This window comes from Pristimantibacillus sp. PTI5, from assembly GCF_048572955.1.
In the GTDB taxonomy this organism is placed as follows: Bacteria; Bacillota; Bacilli; order Paenibacillales; family Paenibacillaceae; genus Pristimantibacillus.
Genome location: NZ_CP183886.1, coordinates 2,935,358 through 2,958,256, shown reverse-complemented (window position 1 = coordinate 2,958,256; position 22,899 = coordinate 2,935,358). Strand labels below are relative to the sequence as shown.

The 22,899-nt window shown below is 50.7% G+C and carries 20 protein-coding genes; 15 read left to right on the top strand and 5 right to left on the bottom strand.

Annotation, left to right across the window (positions count from 1 at the left end):
- The first annotated feature begins 237 nt into the window (after positions 1–237).
- The 3 genes from ACN6MW_RS13240 (at position 238) to ACN6MW_RS13230 (ending at position 2,960) form a co-directional block, all read left to right on the top strand.
- Complete coding sequence (locus ACN6MW_RS13240) at positions 238–1,686, top strand: DEAD/DEAH box helicase (RefSeq protein WP_419875814.1); 1,449 nt, start codon at positions 238–240, stop codon at positions 1,684–1,686.
- Between the two features lie 83 nt (positions 1,687–1,769).
- Positions 1,770–2,321, top strand: coding sequence for a class I SAM-dependent methyltransferase (locus tag ACN6MW_RS13235; RefSeq protein ID WP_419875813.1), 552 nt, complete (start codon positions 1,770–1,772; stop codon positions 2,319–2,321).
- Positions 2,322–2,345: 24 nt separating this feature from the next.
- Positions 2,346–2,960, top strand: a complete 615-nt coding sequence (locus ACN6MW_RS13230; RefSeq protein ID WP_419875812.1) for a class I SAM-dependent methyltransferase — start codon at positions 2,346–2,348, stop codon at positions 2,958–2,960.
- A gap of 11 nt (positions 2,961–2,971) precedes the next feature.
- Here ACN6MW_RS13230 and ACN6MW_RS13225 read toward each other — a convergent pair whose 3' ends face one another.
- The gene (locus tag ACN6MW_RS13225; protein WP_419875811.1) at positions 2,972–3,658 is read right to left on the bottom strand and encodes a class I SAM-dependent methyltransferase; all 687 of its coding nucleotides are present in this window, start codon (positions 3,656–3,658) and stop codon (positions 2,972–2,974) included.
- A 95-nt stretch (positions 3,659–3,753) separates the two neighbouring features.
- On the bottom strand, positions 3,754–4,728 hold the full coding sequence (locus ACN6MW_RS13220; RefSeq protein ID WP_419875810.1) for an N-acetylglucosamine kinase: 975 nt from the start codon (positions 4,726–4,728) through the stop codon (positions 3,754–3,756).
- Between the two features lie 197 nt (positions 4,729–4,925).
- Between ACN6MW_RS13220 and ACN6MW_RS13215 the strand changes: the two genes are divergently transcribed.
- The 5 genes from ACN6MW_RS13215 (at position 4,926) to ACN6MW_RS13195 (ending at position 10,026) form a co-directional block, all read left to right on the top strand.
- Entirely contained in the window at positions 4,926–6,671 is a 1,746-nt protein-coding gene (locus ACN6MW_RS13215) for an ABC transporter ATP-binding protein (RefSeq protein ID WP_419875809.1), read from the top strand.
- Positions 6,672–6,687: 16 nt separating this feature from the next.
- Positions 6,688–7,362, top strand: a complete 675-nt coding sequence (locus ACN6MW_RS13210; RefSeq protein ID WP_364152363.1) for a response regulator transcription factor — start codon at positions 6,688–6,690, stop codon at positions 7,360–7,362.
- Positions 7,359–8,420, top strand: coding sequence for a HAMP domain-containing sensor histidine kinase (locus tag ACN6MW_RS13205; protein WP_419875808.1), 1,062 nt, complete (start codon positions 7,359–7,361; stop codon positions 8,418–8,420). Before ACN6MW_RS13210 ends, ACN6MW_RS13205 begins: the two co-directional genes overlap by 4 nt.
- 149 nt (positions 8,421–8,569) lie before the next feature.
- Positions 8,570–8,821, top strand: a complete 252-nt coding sequence (locus ACN6MW_RS13200; RefSeq protein WP_364152357.1) for a GlsB/YeaQ/YmgE family stress response membrane protein — start codon at positions 8,570–8,572, stop codon at positions 8,819–8,821.
- 107 nt (positions 8,822–8,928) lie between these two features.
- Entirely contained in the window at positions 8,929–10,026 is a 1,098-nt protein-coding gene (locus tag ACN6MW_RS13195) for an MBL fold metallo-hydrolase (protein ID WP_419875807.1), read from the top strand.
- A 57-nt stretch (positions 10,027–10,083) separates the two neighbouring features.
- On the opposite strand, the gene ACN6MW_RS13190 is transcribed toward ACN6MW_RS13195, so the two are convergent.
- Positions 10,084–11,079, bottom strand: a complete 996-nt coding sequence (locus ACN6MW_RS13190) for a DUF1835 domain-containing protein (RefSeq protein ID WP_419875806.1) — start codon at positions 11,077–11,079, stop codon at positions 10,084–10,086.
- A 230-nt stretch (positions 11,080–11,309) separates the two neighbouring features.
- Between ACN6MW_RS13190 and ACN6MW_RS13185 the strand changes: the two genes are divergently transcribed.
- From ACN6MW_RS13185 to ACN6MW_RS13160, 6 genes are all read left to right on the top strand, one after another.
- On the top strand, positions 11,310–11,732 hold the full coding sequence (locus tag ACN6MW_RS13185; RefSeq protein WP_419875805.1) for a DUF1801 domain-containing protein: 423 nt from the start codon (positions 11,310–11,312) through the stop codon (positions 11,730–11,732).
- Positions 11,733–12,005: 273 nt separating this feature from the next.
- Positions 12,006–12,458, top strand: a complete 453-nt coding sequence (locus ACN6MW_RS13180) for a MarR family winged helix-turn-helix transcriptional regulator (RefSeq protein WP_419875804.1) — start codon at positions 12,006–12,008, stop codon at positions 12,456–12,458.
- Between the two features lie 193 nt (positions 12,459–12,651).
- A complete protein-coding gene (locus ACN6MW_RS13175) occupies positions 12,652–13,053 on the top strand; it encodes a DoxX family protein (RefSeq protein ID WP_419875803.1) in 402 nt (133 codons plus the stop codon).
- A gap of 59 nt (positions 13,054–13,112) precedes the next feature.
- Positions 13,113–14,060, top strand: a complete 948-nt coding sequence (locus ACN6MW_RS13170; protein ID WP_419875802.1) for a ring-cleaving dioxygenase — start codon at positions 13,113–13,115, stop codon at positions 14,058–14,060.
- Positions 14,060–14,671, top strand: a complete 612-nt coding sequence (locus ACN6MW_RS13165) for an alpha/beta hydrolase (RefSeq protein WP_419876342.1) — start codon at positions 14,060–14,062, stop codon at positions 14,669–14,671. Before ACN6MW_RS13170 ends, ACN6MW_RS13165 begins: the two co-directional genes overlap by 1 nt.
- Positions 14,672–14,708: 37 nt before the next feature.
- Positions 14,709–15,323: a flavin reductase family protein gene (locus tag ACN6MW_RS13160; protein WP_419875801.1), complete on the top strand. Its 615-nt coding sequence runs from the start codon at positions 14,709–14,711 to the stop codon at positions 15,321–15,323.
- Between the two features lie 90 nt (positions 15,324–15,413).
- Here the strand turns inward: ACN6MW_RS13160 and ACN6MW_RS13155 are convergent, their stop codons facing one another.
- Both ACN6MW_RS13155 and ACN6MW_RS13150 read right to left on the bottom strand, forming a co-directional pair.
- The gene (locus tag ACN6MW_RS13155) at positions 15,414–17,042 is read right to left on the bottom strand and encodes an ABC transporter substrate-binding protein (protein WP_419875800.1); all 1,629 of its coding nucleotides are present in this window, start codon (positions 17,040–17,042) and stop codon (positions 15,414–15,416) included.
- 52 nt (positions 17,043–17,094) lie between these two features.
- Positions 17,095–19,419, bottom strand: coding sequence for an AraC family transcriptional regulator (locus tag ACN6MW_RS13150; RefSeq protein WP_419875799.1), 2,325 nt, complete (start codon positions 19,417–19,419; stop codon positions 17,095–17,097).
- A gap of 402 nt (positions 19,420–19,821) precedes the next feature.
- On the opposite strand from ACN6MW_RS13150, the gene ACN6MW_RS13145 reads away from it, so the two are divergent.
- Complete coding sequence (locus ACN6MW_RS13145) at positions 19,822–22,860, top strand: S-layer homology domain-containing protein (RefSeq protein WP_419875798.1); 3,039 nt, start codon at positions 19,822–19,824, stop codon at positions 22,858–22,860.
- Positions 22,861–22,899 lie beyond the last annotated feature (39 nt).

Sequence of the window (22,899 nt, the reverse complement as noted above, 5' to 3'; positions counted from 1 at the left end):
CCTGACAACGGCTGTCAGGAGCTTTTTGGGCTGTCATTTGCATTAGAGCGTAAGCAGCTCACGAGGGAAATGCGAATTTGGATCACAACCATGCAAAAAAAGTTTTTGTGGCAGCGCCGACTGCATCCGAAGCGGGTTTGAACATACTAAATCAATAAAGGAATCCAAAGGGTAGTTATTGTGCTATCCTTAAGAGTGCGAGTGAAAAAACTAATAAAACGTAGAAGAGGTATATAGATGAGTGAAATAAAGTTTGCGGATTATTCCTTAAGCGATGAGATTGTTCGAGCGCTTGCGAGCCTGGGCTACGAGACGCCTACCGAAGTGCAGCGCGAAGTCATACCGGTAGCGCTGGAGAAGCAGGATTTGGTCGTTAAGTCCCAAACGGGCAGCGGCAAAACGGCAGCCTACGGCATTCCGTTATGCGAGTTGGTCGATTGGAACGAGAACAAGCCCCAAGTGCTTGTGCTCACGCCTACTAGGGAGCTGGCCCTTCAGGTTAATGAAGACATTACGAATATCGGGCGCTTCAAGCGAATTAAGTCGATGGCGGTTTACGGCAAAGCCCCTTTTCATATCCAGAAGGCGGAGCTCAAGCAGAGAACGCATATGGTCGTAGGAACGCCCGGCCGCGTCCATGACCATATCGAACGGGGCACGCTCCCAATCGAGCGCATTAAATACCTGGTCATCGATGAGGCGGATGAAATGCTGAACATGGGCTTTATCGAGCAGGTACAGTCCATTATCGAGCAGCTGCCGACAGACCGGGTGACAATGCTGTTCTCGGCTACGTTCCCGGAGGATATTGCGAAGCTGTCGCATAAATACATGAATGATCCTGAGCGCGTCGAGATTAAAGCTGAGGGACTAACGACAGCTACGATCGAGCATTCCGTTATCGAAGTGAAGGAAGCGGACAAATTTGCCCTGCTGCAGGACGTGATGATTGTCGAAAATCCGGACAGCTGCATTATTTTTTGCCGCACCCAGGAGAATGTAGATCAGGTTTTCCGTCAAATGGCGGAGCTGGACTATCCTTGCGACCGCATCCACGGCGGAATGGAGCAGGATGAGCGTTTTGAAGTGATGAATGCCTTCCGCAGAGGGCAATTCCGTTATCTGATCGCAACGGACGTGGCTGCGAGAGGAATCGATATTACGAATATTACGCATGTCATTAATTTTGATATCCCGCTGGAGAAGGAGAGCTATGTCCATCGCACGGGCAGAACCGGCCGGGCAGGCAAGACCGGGAAAGCCATCACCTTCGCGGCTTCAAAGGATGCAAGGCGCTTAGCCGAAATAGAGGGCTACATCGGATTCAGCATCCATAAGGCCAAAGCGCCGTCTGAGGAAGCGGTAGACCTTCGCCGGGAGGCTTTTGAACAAAAGCTCAATATCGGACCGGTTCTCAAAAAGGACAAGCGCGAGCAGCTAAATAAGCAGATTATGAAGCTGAACTTTAACGGCGGCAAGAAGAAGAAGCTTAGAGCCGTTGATTTCGTCGGAACGATTGCCAAAATCGAAGGCGTGTCCGCCGATGATATCGGGATCATTACAATTTTGGATAATGTGACGGATGTTGAGATCCTGAACGGCAAGGGGCCGCTCGTGCTTGAGGTTATGCGAAATACGACGGTCAAAGGCAAGCAGCTTAAGGTTCGCAGGGGAAATAAGTCATAGCTTCATGGATGCTGCACAGCTGATAGTGAGGAATGGACTGGCATGCAGCTGCAAGCATCCCCAATAGAGATCGGGAGATAATTATGGAAAGCGTTGTTTATCAGGCGGTTATGCTTGCGGCGGCGGTAGTGACACTGGCTGCAATGTTATCCATCGTTTATGTAAGCTGGCGAAACGGGATCTCTCCCATGCCTGCATCGGCGCCGGTGCGGCGGGAGATTGTTGCGGTGATGAAACGGCTGCCGGGCAGCGGGATCATGGTAGAAGCGGGGTCGGGCTGGGGAACGCTGGCGCTGCAGATCGGAAGAAGCTGCAGGGGCTGGCGTATCATCGGAATCGAAAATTCAGTTATCCCCATGTGGATATCTTTTTTGGCCGCCAAACTCGAAAATCGGGCCTCTGTATCGTTTATTAGGGGTGATTTATACACATATTCCTACCGGGATGTGGATAGGGTTGTGTGTTACCTTTATCCGGGGGCGATGCGGCGTTTGAGTATCCTATTTCGGGAGCAATTGAAGCCTGGCGCGCAGGTGATCAGCGTGTGCTTCGCGCTTCCGGATTGGGAGCCTGAGCAGGTGATTATTTGCCGCGACATCTATCGCACCAAGATATACATCTACAAGGTTCATTAACAAATGGGAAAGCGGGTCGACCTTATGAAAACGGACCTGAAGGAGCTTTTTGGCGATATTGATATCTATTTGTTTGACCAGCTGCTGAAGGGGCGAATCACGAAGGAGATGCGAATTCTCGATGCCGGGTGCGGCACCGGACGAAATCTCGTCTATTTGCTTCGCAGCGGCTATGAGGTATTTGCGGTCGACCGCTCCGAAGCGGCTATTCAAGAGGTACAGAGGCTGGGAGCCGCCTATGCGCCTGACTGGCAGTCGGATCAGGCAAGGGTTGAGCCTGTCGAGCAGATGAGCTTTGCGGATGCGAGCTTCGACTTTGCCATCAGCAGCGCGGTTCTGCATTTCGCGGACAATGAAGCCCATTTTGAGCAAATGGTGAATGAGCTTTGGCGCGTGCTGGCGCCCGGCGGCAGGCTGTTCGCGCGACTCGCTTCCTCTATCGGCATGGAGTCCGGCATGCAGCCGATCGGCGATGGGTGTTATCTGCTTCCTGACGGAAGCAGACGTTTTCTTGTGAATGAGGAGCGGTTACAAGCGCTGACCGGGCGGCTGGGCGGACAATGGTATGAACCGCTCAAAACGGTTATCGTAGCAGGCAAACGGTGCATGACGACCTGGTGTATCCAAAAGCCCGGCTGACGGATAACCGCCTACGTTTGAAGCCACCAAATCCCCGCGCATTCCGGCAGATGAACGAGCCCCTGCTCAGCTGCCCGGTCAGCCAGCTCATCGCCAAAGAAGAAGCGGGTCAGCTGCTCCGCCTGCTCGGGACTGTCGAACATATAGTCGGTTCGCATCCAGCGATGCGAGAAGCCATAGTCCTTCTCCAGCGCAGCGTAGTAGCGCTTCAAGAAGGCGGGGGGATTCGGGGTTTCGAAGCCGGTCCCCATCGTCTCAAAAAGAATAACCGTTCCCCCTGGGCGGAGTACGCGTTTGATTTCACCCATAACCTGACGGATGTTCTGCTCCCACTCAGGCAGCTCGTCGCTGCCTAAATAACAAATGCTCCAGCCTGACACGATTAAATCCGCGCTTTGATTCTCCAAGGGAAGACTGCGATGATCCGCAACGCTCGTTCTCCAATTCGTATGTCCCGCATGCCGCAGCCGCTCTGCCGTAACTTGCAGCATCGCTTCCTGCGCATCAAGCGCGATAACCGATCCCGCCTCTTCGGCCAGCACGGCTGTCAGCCTGCCGGATCCGGCTCCAAGATCAACGACATCCAATCCTATGACCGGTCTGATGGCTTCGATAGCGGGTCTCAAATTCGGCTGCTTCGCGATTAATTCATGATATCGCTCCGCTTCGTTCAAATAAATTTCGTTATGATCCGGCAATGATAGCCCTCCTCCATTGGGTTAGCGTAATGCTACCTCCCCAGCATAAAGGTGTACGTAACGTTAAAGTCAATAGCGCCAGCAAAAGGGCCAAACTATTGGCTCATTCCATTTCGCAGATTTTCGATGACATCGCTAGCGATTGGGATATTCAAATTTTTCAACGCTAATAAGACCGAACCGATTACAGGCGATAGCTGTGGCTTCGCCACGCGGTACTGCTTGCGGTTTCCGTGCAAAAGCCGCTCATTCAGCCGCTCTAAGAAATAAGGGCTGTTCGCAACGCTGCCAATAAAGGTGACGGTTACCTCGCTGCTTGCGAAGGATGCGGCAATCAGCTCTATGCCGACTTTAATTTGATCAATGGCGCGGCTGCACACGCGGATAGCAGTGGAGCTTCCTTGCGCCGCCGCAGCTGTAATAGCCGGGGCAAATTCGCCGAACTGCTTATCGCGTTCACGGCGATCCTCGGCAAATCCTTTTTTGGCGGCGGCTGCCAGACCGTCAATCGACGAAAACTGCCAATGCGCGAGCATCGCCTGCACAAGCTCCTGATCGGTATCGTCCGTATTGCCGGCTAATATTTCATAAACGGCATCATAGGCGATGAACCGGGCAGCGCTGGCGGCATAATGGTGAAAATCATAATTGCGTATGAATTGCCCGTCCTCCGTTATTCCTACAATAATGGACCCCGTGCCGGCGATAACCACGATGCCGGGCTCGCCCAACAGGGCGCCCGCGTGGGCGGAAACCGCATCGTTGACATGCCATTTCGGGCAGGTTAATCCCGGCAGCTCCGTTAGAGGAGTAATCCATTCCAGATCATTCGGCGCATCGAATCCGGCAACGCCGGCGACAAGCGCCTGCACATGATCATGCGCTTGATTGGCTTGGCGCAGCGCATCCGCTATGGCTCCTTGTACATTTTGAACGGCGTTCTCATCCTTGTAAAAGGAAGCGGAGCCCCGCTCGGTATAAGAAAGAACATGGCCGCGCAAATCGCAAACCATGACGCGGGTTTGTGTTCCGCCCCCGTCGATTCCAATAACAACCCGCTCTTCGTTCATAAGAAACCCCCATGAAATGCATGTTATAACGGATAATGATTGCTTAATATATTACCTCAAATTACCATATAGGAGAAGCTTCGCGGAATGGGGAAAAGATACTCGATTCATTTAAAGCCGTCGTTTAAATTGCGTTTAAACAAGAAAGGTAAAGTAAGAAACGTGGTGGAGAGAATAGAGAAACAGGAGTGATACCGATGAACGATAAAAAAAGCAATGTTAAGCGATTCATAGGACTCATTATGGAGACGAACCCTCCGAAATTAATGCTGTCCGTGGCGGTTATACTTAGCGTAATTACGACGCTTGTAGGTTTGACGATTCCCTTATTTACGAAAAACATGGTCAACGGCTTCTCGCTGGGTTCATTAAGCACGATACAAATCGTCGGCATGGCTGCGGCTTTTATCGCGCAGGTTGTGTCTGGCGGCGTTTCGGTTTATTTGCTGCATTACAGCGGCAACAAAATCGTTTCGTCGATCCGTGAGCGCCTATGGAGCAAGCTGCTGCGCTTGCCGGTTCCGTACTATGACAACAAGTCTTCCGGCGATACGATTAGCCGTCTCACGAACGATACGGCGCTGCTGAAGGGCCTTATTACGGAGCATGTTACCGGCTTTTTCACCGGCATTTTGTCCATTATCGGCGCGCTGTCGATCCTGTTCTACATGAACTGGCAAATGACGCTGATCATGCTTACCGTATTCCCGGTGGCTGCTTTAATTATGGTGCCGATCGGCCGTAAAATGTACAGCATATCCAAGTCGACGCAAGCGGAAAACGCCAGGTTCACCTCGGTCGTGAACCGTGTCGTCTCGGAGATTCGTTTGGTCAAGGCATCGGGCTCCGAGCCGGCCGAGTACGAGCAGGGGCGCATCGGCATTCAAAATTTGTTCGGCTTTGGCTTAAAGGAAGCCCGCATGCAGGCGCTGATATCGCCGATCGTCTCGTTTATTATATTATTGCTGCTCGTATGCCTGATCGGCTTCGGCGGCGTGCAGGTATCATCCGGCGCTATGACGGCGGGAGAATTAGTCGCGTTCATCATGTATCTGTTCCAAATTATGCTGCCGATCACGCAAATTTCGCAGTTCTTTACGCAATTTCAGAAGGCGATGGGCGCGACGGAGAGCATTATTGGCATTATAGAATCGGAAGAGGAGGACCAGGACAGCGGCAAGGCTGTTACGGAAATGAACCAGACGCTGAAGGTAGAGAATGTTTCCTTCGCGTATAAGCCGGAGGAGCCGATCCTTCGGGATGTAAGCCTAACGATCGAAGCGGGCAAGGTGACGGCGCTTGTCGGGCCAAGCGGCAGCGGCAAGACGACGCTGTTCTCCCTGCTGGAGCGCTTCTATGATCCGAACTCCGGAGCTATCCGGCTGGGCAGTACGGACATCCGGGATGCTTCGCTGCGCTCGTGGCGCAGCCAGATCGGCTACGTTTCTCAGGAAAGCCCGATTATTGCGGGGACGATAAGAGATAATTTATGCTATGGCTTGGCCCGCGGCGTAACGCAAGAGGAGATAGAGCAGGCTGCCCGAATGGCGTATGCGGACGGATTTATCGAGGCATTGCCGAGCGGCTATGAAACCGAGGTTGGAGAGCGCGGCATCAAGCTCTCCGGCGGTCAAAGGCAGCGGATAGCGATTGCCAGGGCGCTGCTGCGGGATCCGCATATTCTGATGCTCGATGAAGCGACCTCGAATTTAGACAGCAAATCGGAAGAGGTCGTGCAGGACGCGCTCAAAAATCTGATGATCGGACGGACAACGGTCGTCATTGCCCATCGCTTGTCGACCGTCGTTGACGCGGACTCGATCGTATTTCTAGAGAAGGGCGCCATAACCGGCGTCGGCACGCATGAGCAGCTGTATGCCAGCCATACGATGTATCGCGAATTTGCCAATGGGCAGCTCCGGATGGATAAAACAGCTTCATAAGCGAGGAGGGGAAGAGATGGGCTACTTGCTCGTTGTAGACGACGACCCGCATATCCGGGAGCTTGTCCGCGTTATTTTGCAGAAGGAGGGAATGCTCGTGCAAGAAGCGCCAGACGGGCAAGCGGCGCTCGCCCAGATGGAGAAATTGCCGGCTGATATGGTTATTTTGGATATCATGATGCCGAACATGGACGGCTGGGAGCTGTGCAAGGAGCTGCGCAAGCAATACGACATCCCTTTGCTGATGCTGACAGCCAAAGGCGAAATGGGCGATAAGCTAAAGGGCTTCAATCTGGGTACGGACGATTATTTGGTGAAGCCGTTTGACCCTGCGGAGCTGACCGTCCGGGTTAAGGCTCTGCTTAAGCGTTACCGGATCGCGGTATCGCAGCAGGTGACCGTTGCGGAGCTGATGCTGGATCGCCAGACGTATGAGGTGAGAGTGAACGCGGAATACACGACTCTTCCCCCGAAGGAGTTCGAGCTGCTGTTCATGCTGATCAGCCGCCTGGGGCGTACCTTGACACGGAACCAGCTGATCGAAGCGATCTGGGGCTATGATTTTGACGGCAACGAACGAACGCTCGACGTTCATATTAACCGGCTGCGCGAGCGGTTCGTGGCATGGGATGTCTCGATCAAAATCAGCACGATTCGCGGCTTAGGCTATCGGCTGGAGGCTTTGAAATGAAGCGTGGATTAACTAAAATCGAGATAGTGCTGCGCGTCGCAGGATCTACGGCCATGGTATTCATCTTCAGCGGCGGCGCTTTCTCGCTTGCGTATTGGTTAACGGATTGGTTCTATGCGACCCATGCGGTGGATTTGCCTGAATATGTTTTGCAGCTCGTGAACTGGGGACTGGGGATCCTCATCTTAATTTTGCTGGTCGCGATCATCAACTTGTTTACGCATTCGAAGCAACGGGCCGTTTGGATCGAAATGATGGATGCGTTAAAGCGGATGGCCAAAGGCGATTTCAATGTGATGCTCGACCGGGACAAGAAGTATCACGGGCAAATCGGCGCTTTCATAGAGTCCATTAACGATATGGCCCATGAGCTGAAGCAGGTTGAGCTGCTGCGCCAGGAATTTATCTCGAATGTATCGCATGAAATTCAATCTCCCTTAACCTCGATCCGGGGTTTTGCGAGCACCTTGCAGCGCGAGGACCTCAGTCCCGAGGAGCAGCGGCATTACTTATCCATTATCGAAATGGAAACGACGCGCCTGTCCAAAATAAGCGATAATCTGCTCAAGCTGACCACGCTTGAAGCCGAGCAGCAGCAGCTCGATTCGAAGCGCTACCGCCTCGATACGCAGCTTGAGCATATCGTGCTGGCTTGCGAGCCGCAGTGGCTGGAGAAGGAGCTGGAGCTCGAACTCGAGCTGGAGGAAACCGATATCGTGGCCAATGAAGAGATGCTCAGCCAGGTGTGGGTGAACCTCATCCATAACGCAATCAAGTTCACTCCCGTACAAGGGAGCATAAAAATCGTTCTCCATCGGATGCCCAATGAAATCAAAGTAAGCATTGCCGACAGCGGCATCGGAATATCCAAGGAAGATCAGCTGCGGATTTTTGAGCGCTTCTATAAAGGAGATAAGCAGCGTACGAGAACAGCCGACGGGAGCGGGCTTGGCTTGTCGATCGTAAAAAAAATCGTGGAGCTGCACCGCGGCTGTGTTACGGTATCAAGCCGGCTGCATGAAGGCTCTTCGTTCGATGTTTCTCTACCGGCGGAATAGTCACTTTGCGTGCACGCGATGACTGCAAAAAATGAATCCTTATTTATCTTCCATATTTTAAAACTCTTCGTTTTGTTTCAAAGCGAGCAGATGCGGTTATTCTTAGTTATATCACAACACAGTCGCAACACAGAAAGGGGAAGATGAATATGGGATTCTTATGGACAATCATTGTCGGCGGGGTAATTGGTTGGTTAGGCGGTTTATTAGTAGGTCGTGACGTTCCTGGCGGAATTATCGGAAACATCATCGCCGGTCTTGTCGGAGCTTGGTTAGGTACCCTTCTTCTTGGCTCATGGGGACCAGATGTAGGCGGATTCGCTCTCATTCCAGCCATTATCGGAGCCATTGTGGTCGTACTGATCTTAAGCGCCATTTTGCGAGGAACAAGAAGAGCATAGGTTGGCTTTTACGCAAACTTGATAAAACCGTTGTTGAAGTAGTAACGTATACTTCAATAGCGGTTTTTTCTGTGTGTATAAAGCGAAGACGGAAGAGGTTGGATAAAATGTTCATAACGATTGGTATTCTCGCTGCTTTTGTTCTTGCTGTCTATTTGCTGCTGCAATATTACCCTGCGTTCGGGGCCAGGCCGTCCAAGGAGCGGCGGCAGCAGCTGAGCGGATCGAAGCAGTACGCAAGCAAAAAGTTCATAAATGCGATTCCTACCGTGATGGAAACCACGACAAGAGAAAAGCTGAAGCTGCTTATCGCATTCATTAGAGGAAATCCCCATGCAAAGCCAGGTAAGCCGATTGCCATCGAGCGTATGAGCGATGACTATTTAAAGCGCAGCGGACAGCAGCCTAAGCTTACCTGGTTCGGCCATTCCGCTGCCATGCTGCAGCTGGACGGAAAAAATCTGCTGCTTGATCCGATGTTCGGCAATGCGCCGTCCCCGTTTCCGTTGATTGGCGGAAAAAGATTCAATAGCAAGCTGCCATTTGAAATCGAACAGCTTCCGGTGATCGATGCGGTACTGATTTCGCATGATCATTATGACCATTTGGATTACGGTTCCATTGTAAAGCTTAAAGATAAGGTTAAGCGGTTCATCGTTCCGCTGGGCGTGGCTCCGCACTTGGTGATGTGGGGAGTCAATCCGGCCATGATTGAGGAGCATGACTGGTGGGATGAGTTTGAGTATGAAGGACTGAAGCTGGCTTGTACGCCGGCGCGGCATTTTTCCGGCAGGAGCCTGACGGACCGTGACGCGACGCTCTGGTGCTCTTGGGTCATTCATGGACGCGAGGCAAAGGTCTTCTTTAGCGGAGACAGCGGTTACGGTCCCCATTTCAAAGAAATTGGCGAGAAGTACGGACCGTTCGACCTTACTTTAATGGAATGCGGCCAATATGACGAGCGCTGGGCCGCCATTCATATGATGCCGGAAGAAACCGTTCAGGCTCATTTGGACGTAAGGGGAGCGGTCATGATTCCAATCCATTGGGGCGCTTTCACGCTGGCGCTGCATAGCTGGACTGATCCGGTAGAACGGGCCGTGAAAGCCGCCAAGGAGCGCAACGCAAAAATTTCGACTCCGAAAATTGGCGAGACCGTGCTGATTCAAGCGGCATCCTATCCTTCAACCGTTTGGTGGAGGTAAGAAGAGTAAGCAGCAAACAGCCTGCCGGGGTTTCCTGGCAGGCTGTTTGAGCTAGGGTTAGACGGGGACGATTGCGGAATGCTTGTTATCCCAGCGCCATGGAGGATCATGCCCTTCCAGCAGCACGCCGCCAAACCATTTATGGATACCGTTTAACTTTGCCCAATCCTTGCGATTCCCAGCGACTTCAGCACCCAGCCCGGTTAAGCTTATTTTGGAATGGAGGAAGCTTTGGGGCGAATCGTACAAGCCGGGAATGCTGATGCTGCCTTCGAGGGCAATGAGCGGATGGGACCCTTTCGCGAGCTGCCGCAGGCAAAACCAATACTGAGTATCGCCCATTCCAAGCACATGATGCTTGTCGCCCGTTTGTTGGAAAAGCAGCAAAGGGGTGTCTGTTCCTGATGCAAGCAGCTCCAGCGTCGTTTGCTCGATGATGCCAAGGCCGTTTCGCACGGAAGGGTAACGGGACAAATGCAGCTTGAAGGCGTCTTCCAAGAAAGGAAGGGAAGAGGTATCCTCCTGCAGCAAATCGGAGATTGCCGCGGGTGTCATGGCCGTGTAGGCCTCCCATGCTTTTTTGCCTAACGAGAGCTGCTCGGCGCTGACTTCTTCCCAGGTATTCATGAGAGTGGACAGCTGGGCAGCGGAGAGCTGGCCTAAGCCGTGAAATAACAGAATGCCCGGGAACTGATTGATGCTAAGCAAATAAAGCTTTGTATTGCCTAAGCTTTGACCAGAGAACCAATGCAGCAAATAGCTTAGCATGGTCTGGTCAAACAGATCATGCTCGAACCAAAGCACGATTTCCTCATGCAGATGGAAGTCCGCAAGCCGTTTTTCCTGTGCTTCCGCGGATGTCTGCCATTCCTCTAAAGGGATGCCGAAAGCTTCCTCCATGTATTGGCCTCTCGCGATTCGGTTTTCGGGCAGCTCCTGCCGGAGAAAGACGGGCCCCTCCGTATACATTTCCCTCCATACGAGAACATCGCCCTGAGCGCCTGCGTCCTTCAGCTTATTTCCAACCGAATCCCCATTCACAATATGCAGCATTGTTTCGCCTCCTTATAGGTTGATATTGGCGGAAACGAGGCGTTCTTGCAACCTGGAATTCGAATGCAATGCCGTTCACGTAAATAAAGTCTTATTCTTGCGAAGCGTCGTGAAGTTAACGGGCAGGAAAGCGGGGAATAATTGAAGAAGTATGGATATAAGGCTTCCAATCAACAAAATAATTTCACTTTGAAGCGATAAACCGAAGGCAGAAGGGAGATTCTATAACGATGTATGAACAGAAAACAAAAGAAACCGACCACAGCGTAATTGAATTTATCGATAATGTAGAGAATCTTAAGAAGCGCGAAGACGCCTATAAGCTGTTGGATATCTTTACGGAAACGACAGGCTATCCCGCGAAAATGTGGGGACCCAGCATCATTGGTTTCGGCTCATACCATTACAAATATGAATCCGGACACGAAGGAGTAGCACCGCTGGCTGGTTTCTCGCCTAGAAAAGCAAAGATAAGCTTGTATTTTGCGACGGGAGATACTGGTCGTGATACGCTGCAGCAGCAGCTCGGGAAGCATACTTCAGGCAAAGCCTGTGTCTATATCAATAAAATAGCCGACATTGACGTTGAAGTTCTGAAAGAGATGATTAAACAATCCGTTAAATTCCTGAATGAGGCCTATCCGGATCATTAAGCGGGCAATCAAAGACTATTCAATAAATGCGCGGCAGAGCTGAACCTCATGTTTGGTTTAAGGCTGCCGTTTGAATTTTATGCAAGCCGTAAACACGAGTGATTGTCGTTCGGCCGCCGGAACGTCTGAGCTTTTATCCAAGCGGAAGGATTACGAAACGATAAGAACAAAATCATTTTTATAAAAGGTGTTGACAGCAGCTTCAAAATGTATTATCTTTAATTCAAGATAATTAAATTAAAGATAAATGCAGCGCGGAAGGGAGTGATAATCATGGCAAACGAAAAACAAAAACAAAATGATTCATTAGATCTCTTCATTGCGCTGTCCAGAGCGACCCAATGGGTGAACGCGCATGCGGATCGCGATATACGCAAGAACGGCTTAAACCGGACGGAGTTTGGCGTGCTGGAGCTTTTGTACCATAGAGGACCACAGCCGTTGCAGCAAATTGGCGAGAAGGTGCTGATGAGCAGCGGAAACATCACATACGTCGTGGATAAGCTGGAGAAGAAGCAGGTGGTGCGCCGCCGGGCATCAACCGAAGACAGACGCCTCATTTATGCCGAACTGACTGATCAAGGCAAACAGTTCATAGAGGATGTGTTTCCGGCGCATCAAGCAACGATCGAGCAAGCGGTAGGCGGACTTTCGCCGGAAGAAAAACAGCTAGCGAGCAAGCTGCTGAAGAAGCTGGGGAAATTTGCGCAGGAGCATTACAAGTAGCGCAGCTTATTTTGAACTTTTGCCTCGAAGGACGGCGTCAGCATTTTACGCCTGTGGACATCAGCCCTTTTTATATCAAGCAATCGGTTTGCTGCAGTCAATGGAAGCAAACAACCGTTAACGCTTGTCCAATATCTTTAAATAAAGACTCTTTAATTCGTAATAAAAAATAGAAAAAATGGAGGAATTTAAAATGAATATCGCATTGGGATTGTTGGTCGTTCGTTTGGTTGTCGGTTTGTTGTTCGTAGGGCATGGCGCGCAGAAGCTGTTCGGTTGGTTCGGTGGTTACGGTCCAAAAGGAACGGGCGGCTGGTTAGAATCCATCGGCGTTAAGCCGGGAGTAGCAATGGCCGTTGTTGCCGGTTTGATGGAGCTTGTGGGCGGGATCTTATTCGCAGCAGGGTTGCTTACTCCGTTTGCCGCAGCGCTGATCGTACTCACGATGCTGGTTGCTATCGTAAAGGTGCATGGACAGAACGGGCTTTGGGCTACGGCTAACGGATATGAATATAATCTCGTGCTATTAGCCATTGCTATAGGTGTTGCATTAACGGGAGCGGGCGATTATTCACTAGACGCAATCATTCGTTAATCGGAAATTTCGTAGGTTACATGGCTTTCAATATTATATAAAATAAGGAGTGTATTAATATGACAACTCAAACGACAGGTATTCACCATATTACTGCTTTTGTAAGAAACGCACAGGTTACCGCAGATTTTTACGCAGGAGTGCTTGGACTTCGGTTAATTAAAAAAACGATCAACTTTGATGCCCCTGAGGTATATCATCTGTACTTCGGTGATGAAATCGGCAGCCCAGGCACCATCATTACATTTTTCCCTTGGGAAAATTCACGCAAAGGCAAAATTGGCGGCGGCCAAGTCGGTTACACAACTTATGTAGTGCCGGCAGACGCCTTTGATTTTTGGAAAGAGCGGTTGGCTAAACTGCATGTTGAATATACGCAAACAACCAGATTCGGCGAAAATTACTTGCAATTCGAAGATCCGGACGGCTTGAAACTTGAGATTGTAGCCCGTGAACAAGGGGCGAACAGCAAATGGGCATTTGGCGGCGTACCGGCGAATAAAGCGGTCAAAGGCTTCGGCGGAGCTATACTGTACAGCACGGCTCCTGCCCAAACCGCAGAACTGCTCGTAAAAGTGATGGGGCTGGAGAAAGTCGGCGAAGAAGGCGGCTACGCCCGTTTTCAATCGACAGGAGATCTAGGTAATCTTATCGATGTCAATATCGAGAGCATGGAGCCTGGCCACGGCGGAGCGGGAACGGTCCATCATATTGCTTGGCGGGCAAAAGATGACGCAGAGCATGCGCTTTGGAGAAGCCACGTGGAAAGCAATGGCTTCCAGCCTACGCCAATTGTTGACCGGCAATATTTTAACGCGATTTATTTCCGGGAAACGGGCGGCATTTTATTCGAGATCGCGACGGATCCTCCAGGCTTCTCCCGTGATGAAGAAACGGAGCACTTGGGCGAGAAACTGATGCTTCCGGAATGGTATGAAGGGCACCGCACACAAATCGAGCAACTATTATCGCCATTTGAAGTTAGAGTATTGGAGGATGACAAATGATGAAGCATATTTTCAAACAAGGTTCGGATCAAGCTGCGCCAGTACTGCTGCTCTTACATGGCACGGGAGGCACCGAGCGGGATTTACTCCCGCTTGCCGAACGGTTATCGCCAGCATCGTCTGTGCTCAGCGTCCGAGGCAACGTGCTCGAGAATGGGATGCCTCGGTATTTCCGCAGGCTGGCTGAAGGTGTATTCGACCTAGAAGATCTTCGGTTCCGGACGAAGGAGCTGAATGAATTTCTGGACAGCGCCGCTGCAGAGTATGGCTTCGACCGCAGCAAGCTTGTTGCGGTTGGTTATTCCAACGGCGCGAATATTGCGGCTAGTCTCCTATTCCACTACCAAGGGGCTCTAAGCGGGGCGGTATTGCATCATCCGATGGTTCCGATCCGCGGCTTAGAGCTTCCCGATCTGACCGGTGTTCCTTGCTTTATCGGCGCAGGATCAAACGATCCGCTGTGCACGCCGCAGGAAACCGAAGAGCTTAACCAATTGCTGCAAGGAGCGGGCGCAAACGTTGCCGTCCACTGGGAGCCGTTCGGCCATCAATTAACGAGCTCCGAAGTGGAAGCCGCTGCAGTTTGGTATAAAGAAGCCTTCAAGGACTAATGAATTCTAGCCTATTGCCGCAAAAGGAGGTCTGTTCGTGAAATCCATCGATCCCGCGAGCCAGAGCGTACAGGACAATTATAAGCTGCTCATCGGCAGTATCGTGCCAAGACCCATCGCCTTCGTTACGACACGGTCCAGCGAAGGGGTGCTGAATGCAGCGCCGTTCAGCTTCTTCAATATCGTAACCGCGAATCCGCCGATGGTAGCGGTATCCGTACAGCGCAAGCCGGACGGTCTCCAGAAGGACACCGCCAGAAATGCCGTCAGCGCAGGGGAGTTCGTTGTCCATATCTCGGATGAGAGCTACATCGAAGCGATCAATGTAACGGCAGCAATTTTGCCGGCGGAGGAGAGCGAGGTTGCGCTTGCTGGTTTAACGCCCATAGCCAGCGAAGCTATCGGCGTGCCGGGCGTAGCCGAGGCGAGAATCCGGATGGAATGCGTGCTGGAGCAAGCACTCGCGCTTGGCGGCAATGCGGATTCGCCCGCATGCGACCTATTGATTGGCCGAGTCGTCCGCTTTCATCTGGATGAGGCTTTGTACGAGAATGGGCGCATTAATGCCAAAGCATTAAAGCCGGTCAGCCGCTTGGCTGGCAGCGATTATGCGAAGCTTGGGGAACAGTTTTCGATTGAACGGCCCGTTTAAGATCTTGAACGCCAATTTTGATTCCTTCGAATAAAACAAAAAAAACGGCAACTGCTGCAGCGATGCGACAGAGCCGTTTTTTGTTATAAGTTATGTCCCGGAATGCTGATGATACCAGTCATTGGCTTCCTGCAGCACTTGGGTTCCGCCAGCCGTCATAAATGCCTGGACGAAAGCATCAAAATCCTCCAACGGCTTCTCGCCTGTGATGAAGGAGATATAGGCTTTGTTTTTCAGCTTCATCAATTCCGGTCCATTCTTGATTAAGGAGGGCGTGGCAATTGCCAAAGCATTGTAAATGCCGTCCTTATCGAGCCCCAGTGTCGAAGCCCACTGCTCTCTTCGTTCTGTAGGCATCAAAGGCACAGTCATTCCCAGATTTGCGCCAATCGTATTCTGATAGCTGAACATCTTGTCATACGGAGGCAGCACGATAACATCTTCCTTAGAGTTTCCGGCCCATTCCCAATGCTTCTTTTTAATCCCATATTTCATTGCGTTATATTCATCCAGGTCGGGATTTGCGCTAACGTAGTCAAGGATCTGAAGAATCGTCTCCAGCTTGCCCGGCTCTTTGACGGCGTTAGCGCCGATAGCTGTAAAGCTCATCAGCATATCATAGGCTTTGGAGCCGCGTTTGCCATCAGGCCCGCTGAAGGGCTGACCGAAAACAATGCGCGCTTGCTGATTTTTAGCGGTTAATTCCTTTACGTTAAATGCAGCTTCTACCGGAATCTCTTTGCCATTTGTAGGATCATTCTGTTCATAGGTCAAATAATCGCCGTTTTGAATCCAATGATAGTAATTGCCCATGGAGGTCATGCCGATCCTTCCATTGATGAAGGCATGGGACAGATGTTTGTAGCCGCCCTTGTTCTCCCCCGTAATAAACTCCGGATCGATGACGCCGTCCGCATACCATTTGCGAAGATATTGCAAAGCCTTTTTCATTTCCGGCTCCGACGCGCCGATAACCATGCTCCCGTTGTTCTCTCCAAAATAGAGCTGGTCAGCAAAGACGATTTGCCCAAATGCGCCAAAGACGATATTCATCCCTTCAATGGACAAACCGTAAGTATCCTTGACGCCGTTGCCGTCCGGATCCTCATTTGTGAAGGCATAGATCACCTTTTCAAATTCGGCTAGCGTCTGAGGAACGGGCAGGTTCAGCTTATCCAGCCAATCCTTTCGGTATACGACGGGAATGCGATAAATGTTCGTGGGATTGACGATAGGGATGCCGTAATATTTCCCGTCGATTTTCCCATAACCTTGGTAAGCCGGCGCATTTTCCCTGATGGCCTTCATAAGGTTTGGGGCGTTCTTCTCCAGCAGCTCCTCCGGAATTTCGGCCAGCAAGCCTTGCCTTTGATATTTCAGAAGATCCTGCGGCTGTCTGATCCTGAACAGATCAGGGATTGCGCCCTGCGCCAGCTTCATGTCCAGAAGCGCTTCGTATCTATTGTTCTCCAAATTCCAGACGTCCAGATCGACGTTAAACTTTTCTTCTACGTACCGAACCATCTCCGCATCCTCGGGAACAGGCAGATTCTGATGCATCGTCCAGGAAATGTTGTACCGTGGGATGCCGGAAGATACCGGGGCCCGCAATTCCTCTGTATGGGACAGCTGTCCCGATCTCATATCGCAACCGCAGACGATGCTTAACAATACCACTGCGATCAGGGCTGTGATATGCCGTAATTCCTTCGTTTCCATGATTAAACCTTCCTTAAATCAGGATTCCGCTTCCGTTGGCCGGCCGAGGCGACTACGCTTGTTTAACCGTATTGCGCAAATAATTTCCTGGCGTACAACCGTACATTTCCTTGAATTTCTTAATAAAATAAGCCGCTGTCCCATACCCAACCGTACTCGCTATTTGTTCAATAGTCATATTATTTCTCTCAATTAACGTCTTGGCCCTTTCCATTCGTTGGCTGGTAATATAGTCGGTATAAGTGACACCGCACTCCTCTTTAAAGAGCTTGCTCAAATATTTGGGACTGATAAACACAGTCGAAGCCACCGTCTCGAGAGACAGGTCCTCCGACAGATGGTCATGGATATATTGTTTGGCAGACTCAATACTAGAGACGGCTCTTTCGCTATTCCGTTTCTCCATGTGTGCGATAAAGGTGTTTATTGATTTCAACAGCCAATCCTGATAAGACCGTATATTGTGTAGTTCAGTATACTGATGATAGAGATCCAAATTGCCTTGCACGGGGTGATGATAACGGACGCTTTTCAGATAATCGGAGTAAACGAATACGGTATTTGCCAGAATAAAGTGGCAATAATCGGCGGAGCAGGTTCCTTCCCGCATGGCCGTGACCAGTTGCTCGACAGCCATTATGACCTCGTGAGGCTGGCGGGCGTGCAATTTTTCTTTGAACTTGAGGAGCATGGACTGCGGGATTTCTTCCGCGCTGTTCTCGCGATCCAGGAGACTGCGATCCTTCAGTATAGCTGTTTCCGGCATGAAATACCCGTATTTCATTAAGATCTGTGCCTCAAGGCAGCTCTTATGAACATCGCTTACTTCTTGTACCCAAGAACCCCATGCGATTTGAAAATCGAGCTGGAACTGCTGCTTACCTTCCACAATCATCAGATGGGAGAGCTGCTCCATAAGCGCTTCGCTCACTTGATTGGCGCAAAGGACGACAATCATTTTTTTATCCGGAAGCTCTTCGGCAATAATGTGGGTTTCCGGCAATGACGCAGCCTCCAGCTGGTTAATAAGTCTGTATGCCATATACTGCCTGTTGCCGGAGCTTAATCGGTCAAAAGCCTCGCCTGAATTCATGATCATACAGCAGTAATGACTATATTTCTGAGAGATGCCCAAGAGCTGGAGCTCATCTGCCAATTCCTCGCGGGTATAGCTGTTGTGAAGCATTTTCATTAGAGCATTGTGCTTGATAATCGGATTGTTGGCCTGCAGGGTATCCTCCAGAGTACTGACTTTATCGTTCAGCCTAATGAAGGCATTGTCAATAAGTCTATACTCATTTATTACTTGCTCAGACGTATGGCCTGGCAAGCCCTTTACCATGCCAACCAGCCGTTTGATCGGGCTGTAACTCGCTTTGGCGAGAATCCCGGATAATACTATTCCGATGAATATGGCCAACAGACAGATGCCAAGCATCAGCTTTTGCACCAAATACAATTTTTTATAGAAAATACCGGAAGCTTCAACGCTATATATCTTCCAGCCTGTCGACGGAAGGGTGTGATAGGAAACGACATGAGAAACCTGATCAAGGGTTTCGTTAAAGCTTCCTCCCCTGTCCTCCGACTGGGACATCCGTTCCCTGCTCATGCCGGAATCGTAATGGTTGCGCAGAGCTGAGCCGCTCTTATTTGAATCGGTAATCGTGCTTCCGAGACTATCCCAAACAAACGTGTTTTCAAATTGTTCCGGCATCATATTCTGAATAACCTCGCTAATTGCGTTTTCCTTCACGTCAATTGCAATGATCAGGTCGCTGTTTTCACCCGAGCGCTGAAAGGGATAGGTACGCGCATAAGTAATCAAGGCATTGCCGCTGTCGCCGGGAATGCTGGAGAATATATCTTTTGGTATCTGCCGGGTTTGCGTCCACAAGCTGCCTTGCTTATTGCTGCGCATCCCGTCGATCCAGTCCGCTAGAAATAAGGCCCCGTCTCCCTGATCGGCATTGAATTTCAACCCATAAACCGATGACAGCATAATATTCTGTCCGGGATAATACAAATGCACCGCTTGCACGATGTCCGATTTGCTGGTCACTTCCGACTTAAGCAATTCCTGTAGATCGATCGCTTTGCTAAGCTTGGTTTGAAAAGATAAATCGGCAAATAACCGTATATCTACGGTTTTGTCGACAGATAAATCAAGATAGATTTGCTGGACTCTCTGAAGCACCGACGTTTCAATCGCTTGGGCTGTATTTTCAAGAATCAGCTGATTCTTGTTTCGCAGCTCCTCCTTGTAGTTCCTCGAGAAATAAATGTAGAAGACAGAGCAGAGCAAGAGAACGATAACCAGCACAATGGCTACATATGAAACTGCCAGATTAGCAAATACCGAGCTCCATTTTTTCATGGCTTACTCCCTCCCCCCACCGCCTAGATTATACAACACACATTGGACGGACTTATACACATTAATCAAATCTTAACATGAGGGTTTAATCGGGCTGAAGTGCAAAACGATTCATTTTTTAAGCGCTTACAATTATTCGTTTTTCCGCTCAACGTGAGGGAGAAGCCTGGGTTTTGGTCAATAGCATACGATTCTTATACTATTCGGAAATTGTTATATTGAACGGCTGTGCGGCCTGGTGCTAAGTTGAAATCGACTCGAATTCACTTTCAGTTTTCGAAAGGATGATGTGAAGAAGGCAGCTGCTGACATAGGATAGCGGTTCGTCTTGGATTCAGAGCACGCTGCCGCTTTCTGCAAAGTATCCGGTTAAGAATAAAAAATGAATAGGAGTAGATTCGTTTGAAAATCAAACCAACAAAAAAGCTATTATCTTTCGCTTTGGGTCTTACGTTGCTTTCCAATACCGTAGTTGGCAATGCTGCAATGGCAGCATCCAACGTTTCTTCTATTGAATTGCCGCCGACTCCAGCATGGGGCCATTTTGTAGACAGCTACAAAAACAACAACTCCGCCAATAAGACGGTGGAATCCAACCCGTCCATCGGCATTCTTTCTGGATTTCTGGAGCTGTGGACGCCGGGTACAGCCTGGGATAACGGCACCAAGCTGAACAGCAGCGTGCTGGAAGCCAACATTCAATACGTGGCTGATCTTGCAGCCAGCCGTACGGCTGCGGACGAGACAAGAGCCTACTATGTTGACCGAAGAAACCAATCCTACGGAGCAACCGAGGGTCTTGGCGCTCTGGCCGATGTGTATCGTTCGAAATCGGGCACGTACACCACGATAACCGATATTCCGGCTGATGCAACGACAACAAAGTACAACGACGGCAACAGTACGAATAAAGCCGGCGATTCGAATTCCGAGCTTGGCAAAATGGTGGATTTGATTGGCACGCTGCGCGGCAACTACGCTTCAACAACGCCGGCTAAAAACTTTTACAACTACATGCGCCCGTTTCGCTGGCTGAACGATACTTCTGTCATTGTGCCAACGCTGGTTCCTGCCATCAGCACGACACCGGCTACGGACGGCGGCTTCCCGAGCGGACATACGAACGCTTCCTATCTTGCCTCCTATGCGCTGGCTTACGCTGTGCCTGAACGGTTCCAGGAGATGCTGACGCGTGCGTCGGAGATGGGGAACAGCCGGATTGTAGCGGGCATGCACTCGCCGCTTGATGTCATAGGAGGTCGCGTCATGGCAACAGCCTTGGCTGCAGCTGCTCTGGCAGACCCGGATAATGCCGAACTTAAGCAGGCTGCTTATGACCAAGCGCATGATATCCTGTTGAAGCAAGCGGGAACATCGGAAGAACGGTTCGGCAATTATGAGCAAAACAAAGCGCAATTTACTCAACGCCTGACTTACAGCTTCCCGCAGATTAATGCGACAACAAAAGCGATGGTTGTGCCGAAGGGCGCCGAGGTGCTGCTGGAAACCCGTCTGCCCTATTTGAGCGAGGCGCAGCGTCGTGCGGTGCTGGCTACGACCGGTCTGCCGTCCGGCTATCCGGTGTTGGATGATCCTGAAGGGTGGGGACGTCTGAACCTCTTTGCCGCCGCTGACGGCTATGGCGCTTTTGATAGCGATGTGACAGTGACAATGGATGCGGGCAAGGGCGGTTTCCATGCCATGGATCGCTGGCGGAATGACATCACCGGCACAGGCAAGCTGACGAAGGAAGGAACCGGCGCTTTAACGCTGCTGGGCAGCAACTCGTATTCCGGAGGCACCGAGATCAACGCGGGCACACTTGAGGGCGGTTCGGCTACGGCTTTCGGAAGCGGCGCTGTCACGAACACCGGCGGTACGCTTGTGGAGAAAGTAACCGGGAAAATGACCATTGGCGGAGATTTCGCTCAGTCTGCCCAAGGCGCGCTTGAACTCAACCTAGCCGGCACCAATGACGTGCTTGAGGTTAAGGGCGCGGTAAAACCGAACGGCAAATTGCATGTGAATTTCTCAGATAGTTATGTGCCTTCCGAGGGCTTCATTACCCTAATGAGCTATGGCGCCAATCAACGGACCGGTCAGTTCTCCTCCGTCGAGATTGAGGGACTGCCAAGCCAGTACAATGCCCAGGTTGTATATCTGTCCAATCAAGTTGTGCTAGAGCTGACTCAGAAGCCGGGTTCTGACAATTCGTCAGGATCGGGTAGTCCAAACCCTTCTACAGGCTCGAATACCGGCACTCTGGATACAAGCACCAATAGTATCACTGTAACTGCGAAGGCTGACTCACAAGGAAATATAGACGCAATCATTGATGATGCTCATATTAAAGTGCTTGCGGATCGGGTCCATTCGGGTGAGGCGGGTACGAAAATCGTGACGCTGAATGTGGCAGCGGCGGATAAAGTTGCCGCAGTAGGCGTTACCCTTTCCAAAGCAGTTGTTTCCAGCCTGTCTAACAGTAAAGTGGAGGAAGTAGTGGTCGTTACCCAGCTCGGCAGCGTTACCTTCAATCAAACGGCATTAGAAGCATTGGAAAAGGCAGCAGGCAACGAGATTCGGATTAAGGTGATGCTAAGCGATTCAGGCGCGCTTACACCGGAAGCCAAAATGCTGGTTGGCACGAGACCTGCGCTGGATATTTCTGTAGAATCCGGCTCTACGAACATCTCAACCTTTGACGGCGGCAGCATCCGGATTGATATTCCATATGTGCCTGCGCAAGGCGAAGATACAAGCGCCATCGTAATGTACTACATCGACAATAACGGAAGACCGAATGTCATTAACCATTCAAGCTATAGCAATGGAAGGGTCACTATCGTAACCGATCACCTCAGCCAGTATGCTGTAGGCTACAACAAAATCAGCTTTGGCGATACCAACAGCCATTGGGGAAGCAGCTATATAGCTTACCTGGCGGCGCGGGGCATGGTTTCCGGCAGCGGCAACAATCAGTTTACGCCGGATAAGGCCGTTACAAGAGCGGAATTCGCCAAAATGCTGGCCGGTATTGCGAACGCGAATACAGCGGGATACAAAAACTCCGTATTTGGGGATGTAAAAGCCGGCGATTGGTATTTGCCTTACGTATCTTGGGCAGCGGAGCAAAATATCGTAAAAGGATCGGACAATAACGTTTTCAAACCGAATGCTCCGATCAGCCGTGAGGAAATGAGCGTAATGTTGAAGCGATTTGTGGATCAAGCAGGGATCACGCTGCCTAAGTCGGTCAGCGCGGCTGTCTTTGCCGACCAAAGCAGCATTAGCTCATGGGCGACAGATTCGATAAGCTCCCTTCAGCAAGCGGAAATCCTCTCCGGCAAAGGCGGCAATACCTTTGATCCGAAAGGCGGCGCAACCAGAGCGGAAGCGGCGAAGGTACTATCCATGCTTCATCAAAAAATAAATAAACGATAGTCGCAAGCTCCTTAAGCATGAAAGCCAGAGAACTCCAGC

Coding starts and splice junctions, on each gene's coding strand:
- ACN6MW_RS13240 (WP_419875814.1), top strand. CDS start 238: ATGAGTGAAATAAAGTTTGCGGATTATTCCTTAAGCGATGAGATTGTT.
- ACN6MW_RS13235 (WP_419875813.1), top strand. CDS start 1,770: ATGGAAAGCGTTGTTTATCAGGCGGTTATGCTTGCGGCGGCGGTAGTG.
- ACN6MW_RS13230 (WP_419875812.1), top strand. CDS start 2,346: ATGAAAACGGACCTGAAGGAGCTTTTTGGCGATATTGATATCTATTTG.
- ACN6MW_RS13220 (WP_419875810.1), bottom strand. CDS start 4,728: ATGAACGAAGAGCGGGTTGTTATTGGAATCGACGGGGGCGGAACACAA.
- ACN6MW_RS13215 (WP_419875809.1), top strand. CDS start 4,926: ATGAACGATAAAAAAAGCAATGTTAAGCGATTCATAGGACTCATTATG.
- ACN6MW_RS13210 (WP_364152363.1), top strand. CDS start 6,688: ATGGGCTACTTGCTCGTTGTAGACGACGACCCGCATATCCGGGAGCTT.
- ACN6MW_RS13205 (WP_419875808.1), top strand. CDS start 7,359: ATGAAGCGTGGATTAACTAAAATCGAGATAGTGCTGCGCGTCGCAGGA.
- ACN6MW_RS13200 (WP_364152357.1), top strand. CDS start 8,570: ATGGGATTCTTATGGACAATCATTGTCGGCGGGGTAATTGGTTGGTTA.
- ACN6MW_RS13195 (WP_419875807.1), top strand. CDS start 8,929: ATGTTCATAACGATTGGTATTCTCGCTGCTTTTGTTCTTGCTGTCTAT.
- ACN6MW_RS13190 (WP_419875806.1), bottom strand. CDS start 11,079: ATGCTGCATATTGTGAATGGGGATTCGGTTGGAAATAAGCTGAAGGAC.
- ACN6MW_RS13185 (WP_419875805.1), top strand. CDS start 11,310: ATGTATGAACAGAAAACAAAAGAAACCGACCACAGCGTAATTGAATTT.
- ACN6MW_RS13180 (WP_419875804.1), top strand. CDS start 12,006: ATGGCAAACGAAAAACAAAAACAAAATGATTCATTAGATCTCTTCATT.
- ACN6MW_RS13175 (WP_419875803.1), top strand. CDS start 12,652: ATGAATATCGCATTGGGATTGTTGGTCGTTCGTTTGGTTGTCGGTTTG.
- ACN6MW_RS13170 (WP_419875802.1), top strand. CDS start 13,113: ATGACAACTCAAACGACAGGTATTCACCATATTACTGCTTTTGTAAGA.
- ACN6MW_RS13165 (WP_419876342.1), top strand. CDS start 14,060: ATGAAGCATATTTTCAAACAAGGTTCGGATCAAGCTGCGCCAGTACTG.
- ACN6MW_RS13155 (WP_419875800.1), bottom strand. CDS start 17,042: ATGGAAACGAAGGAATTACGGCATATCACAGCCCTGATCGCAGTGGTA.
- ACN6MW_RS13150 (WP_419875799.1), bottom strand. CDS start 19,419: ATGAAAAAATGGAGCTCGGTATTTGCTAATCTGGCAGTTTCATATGTA.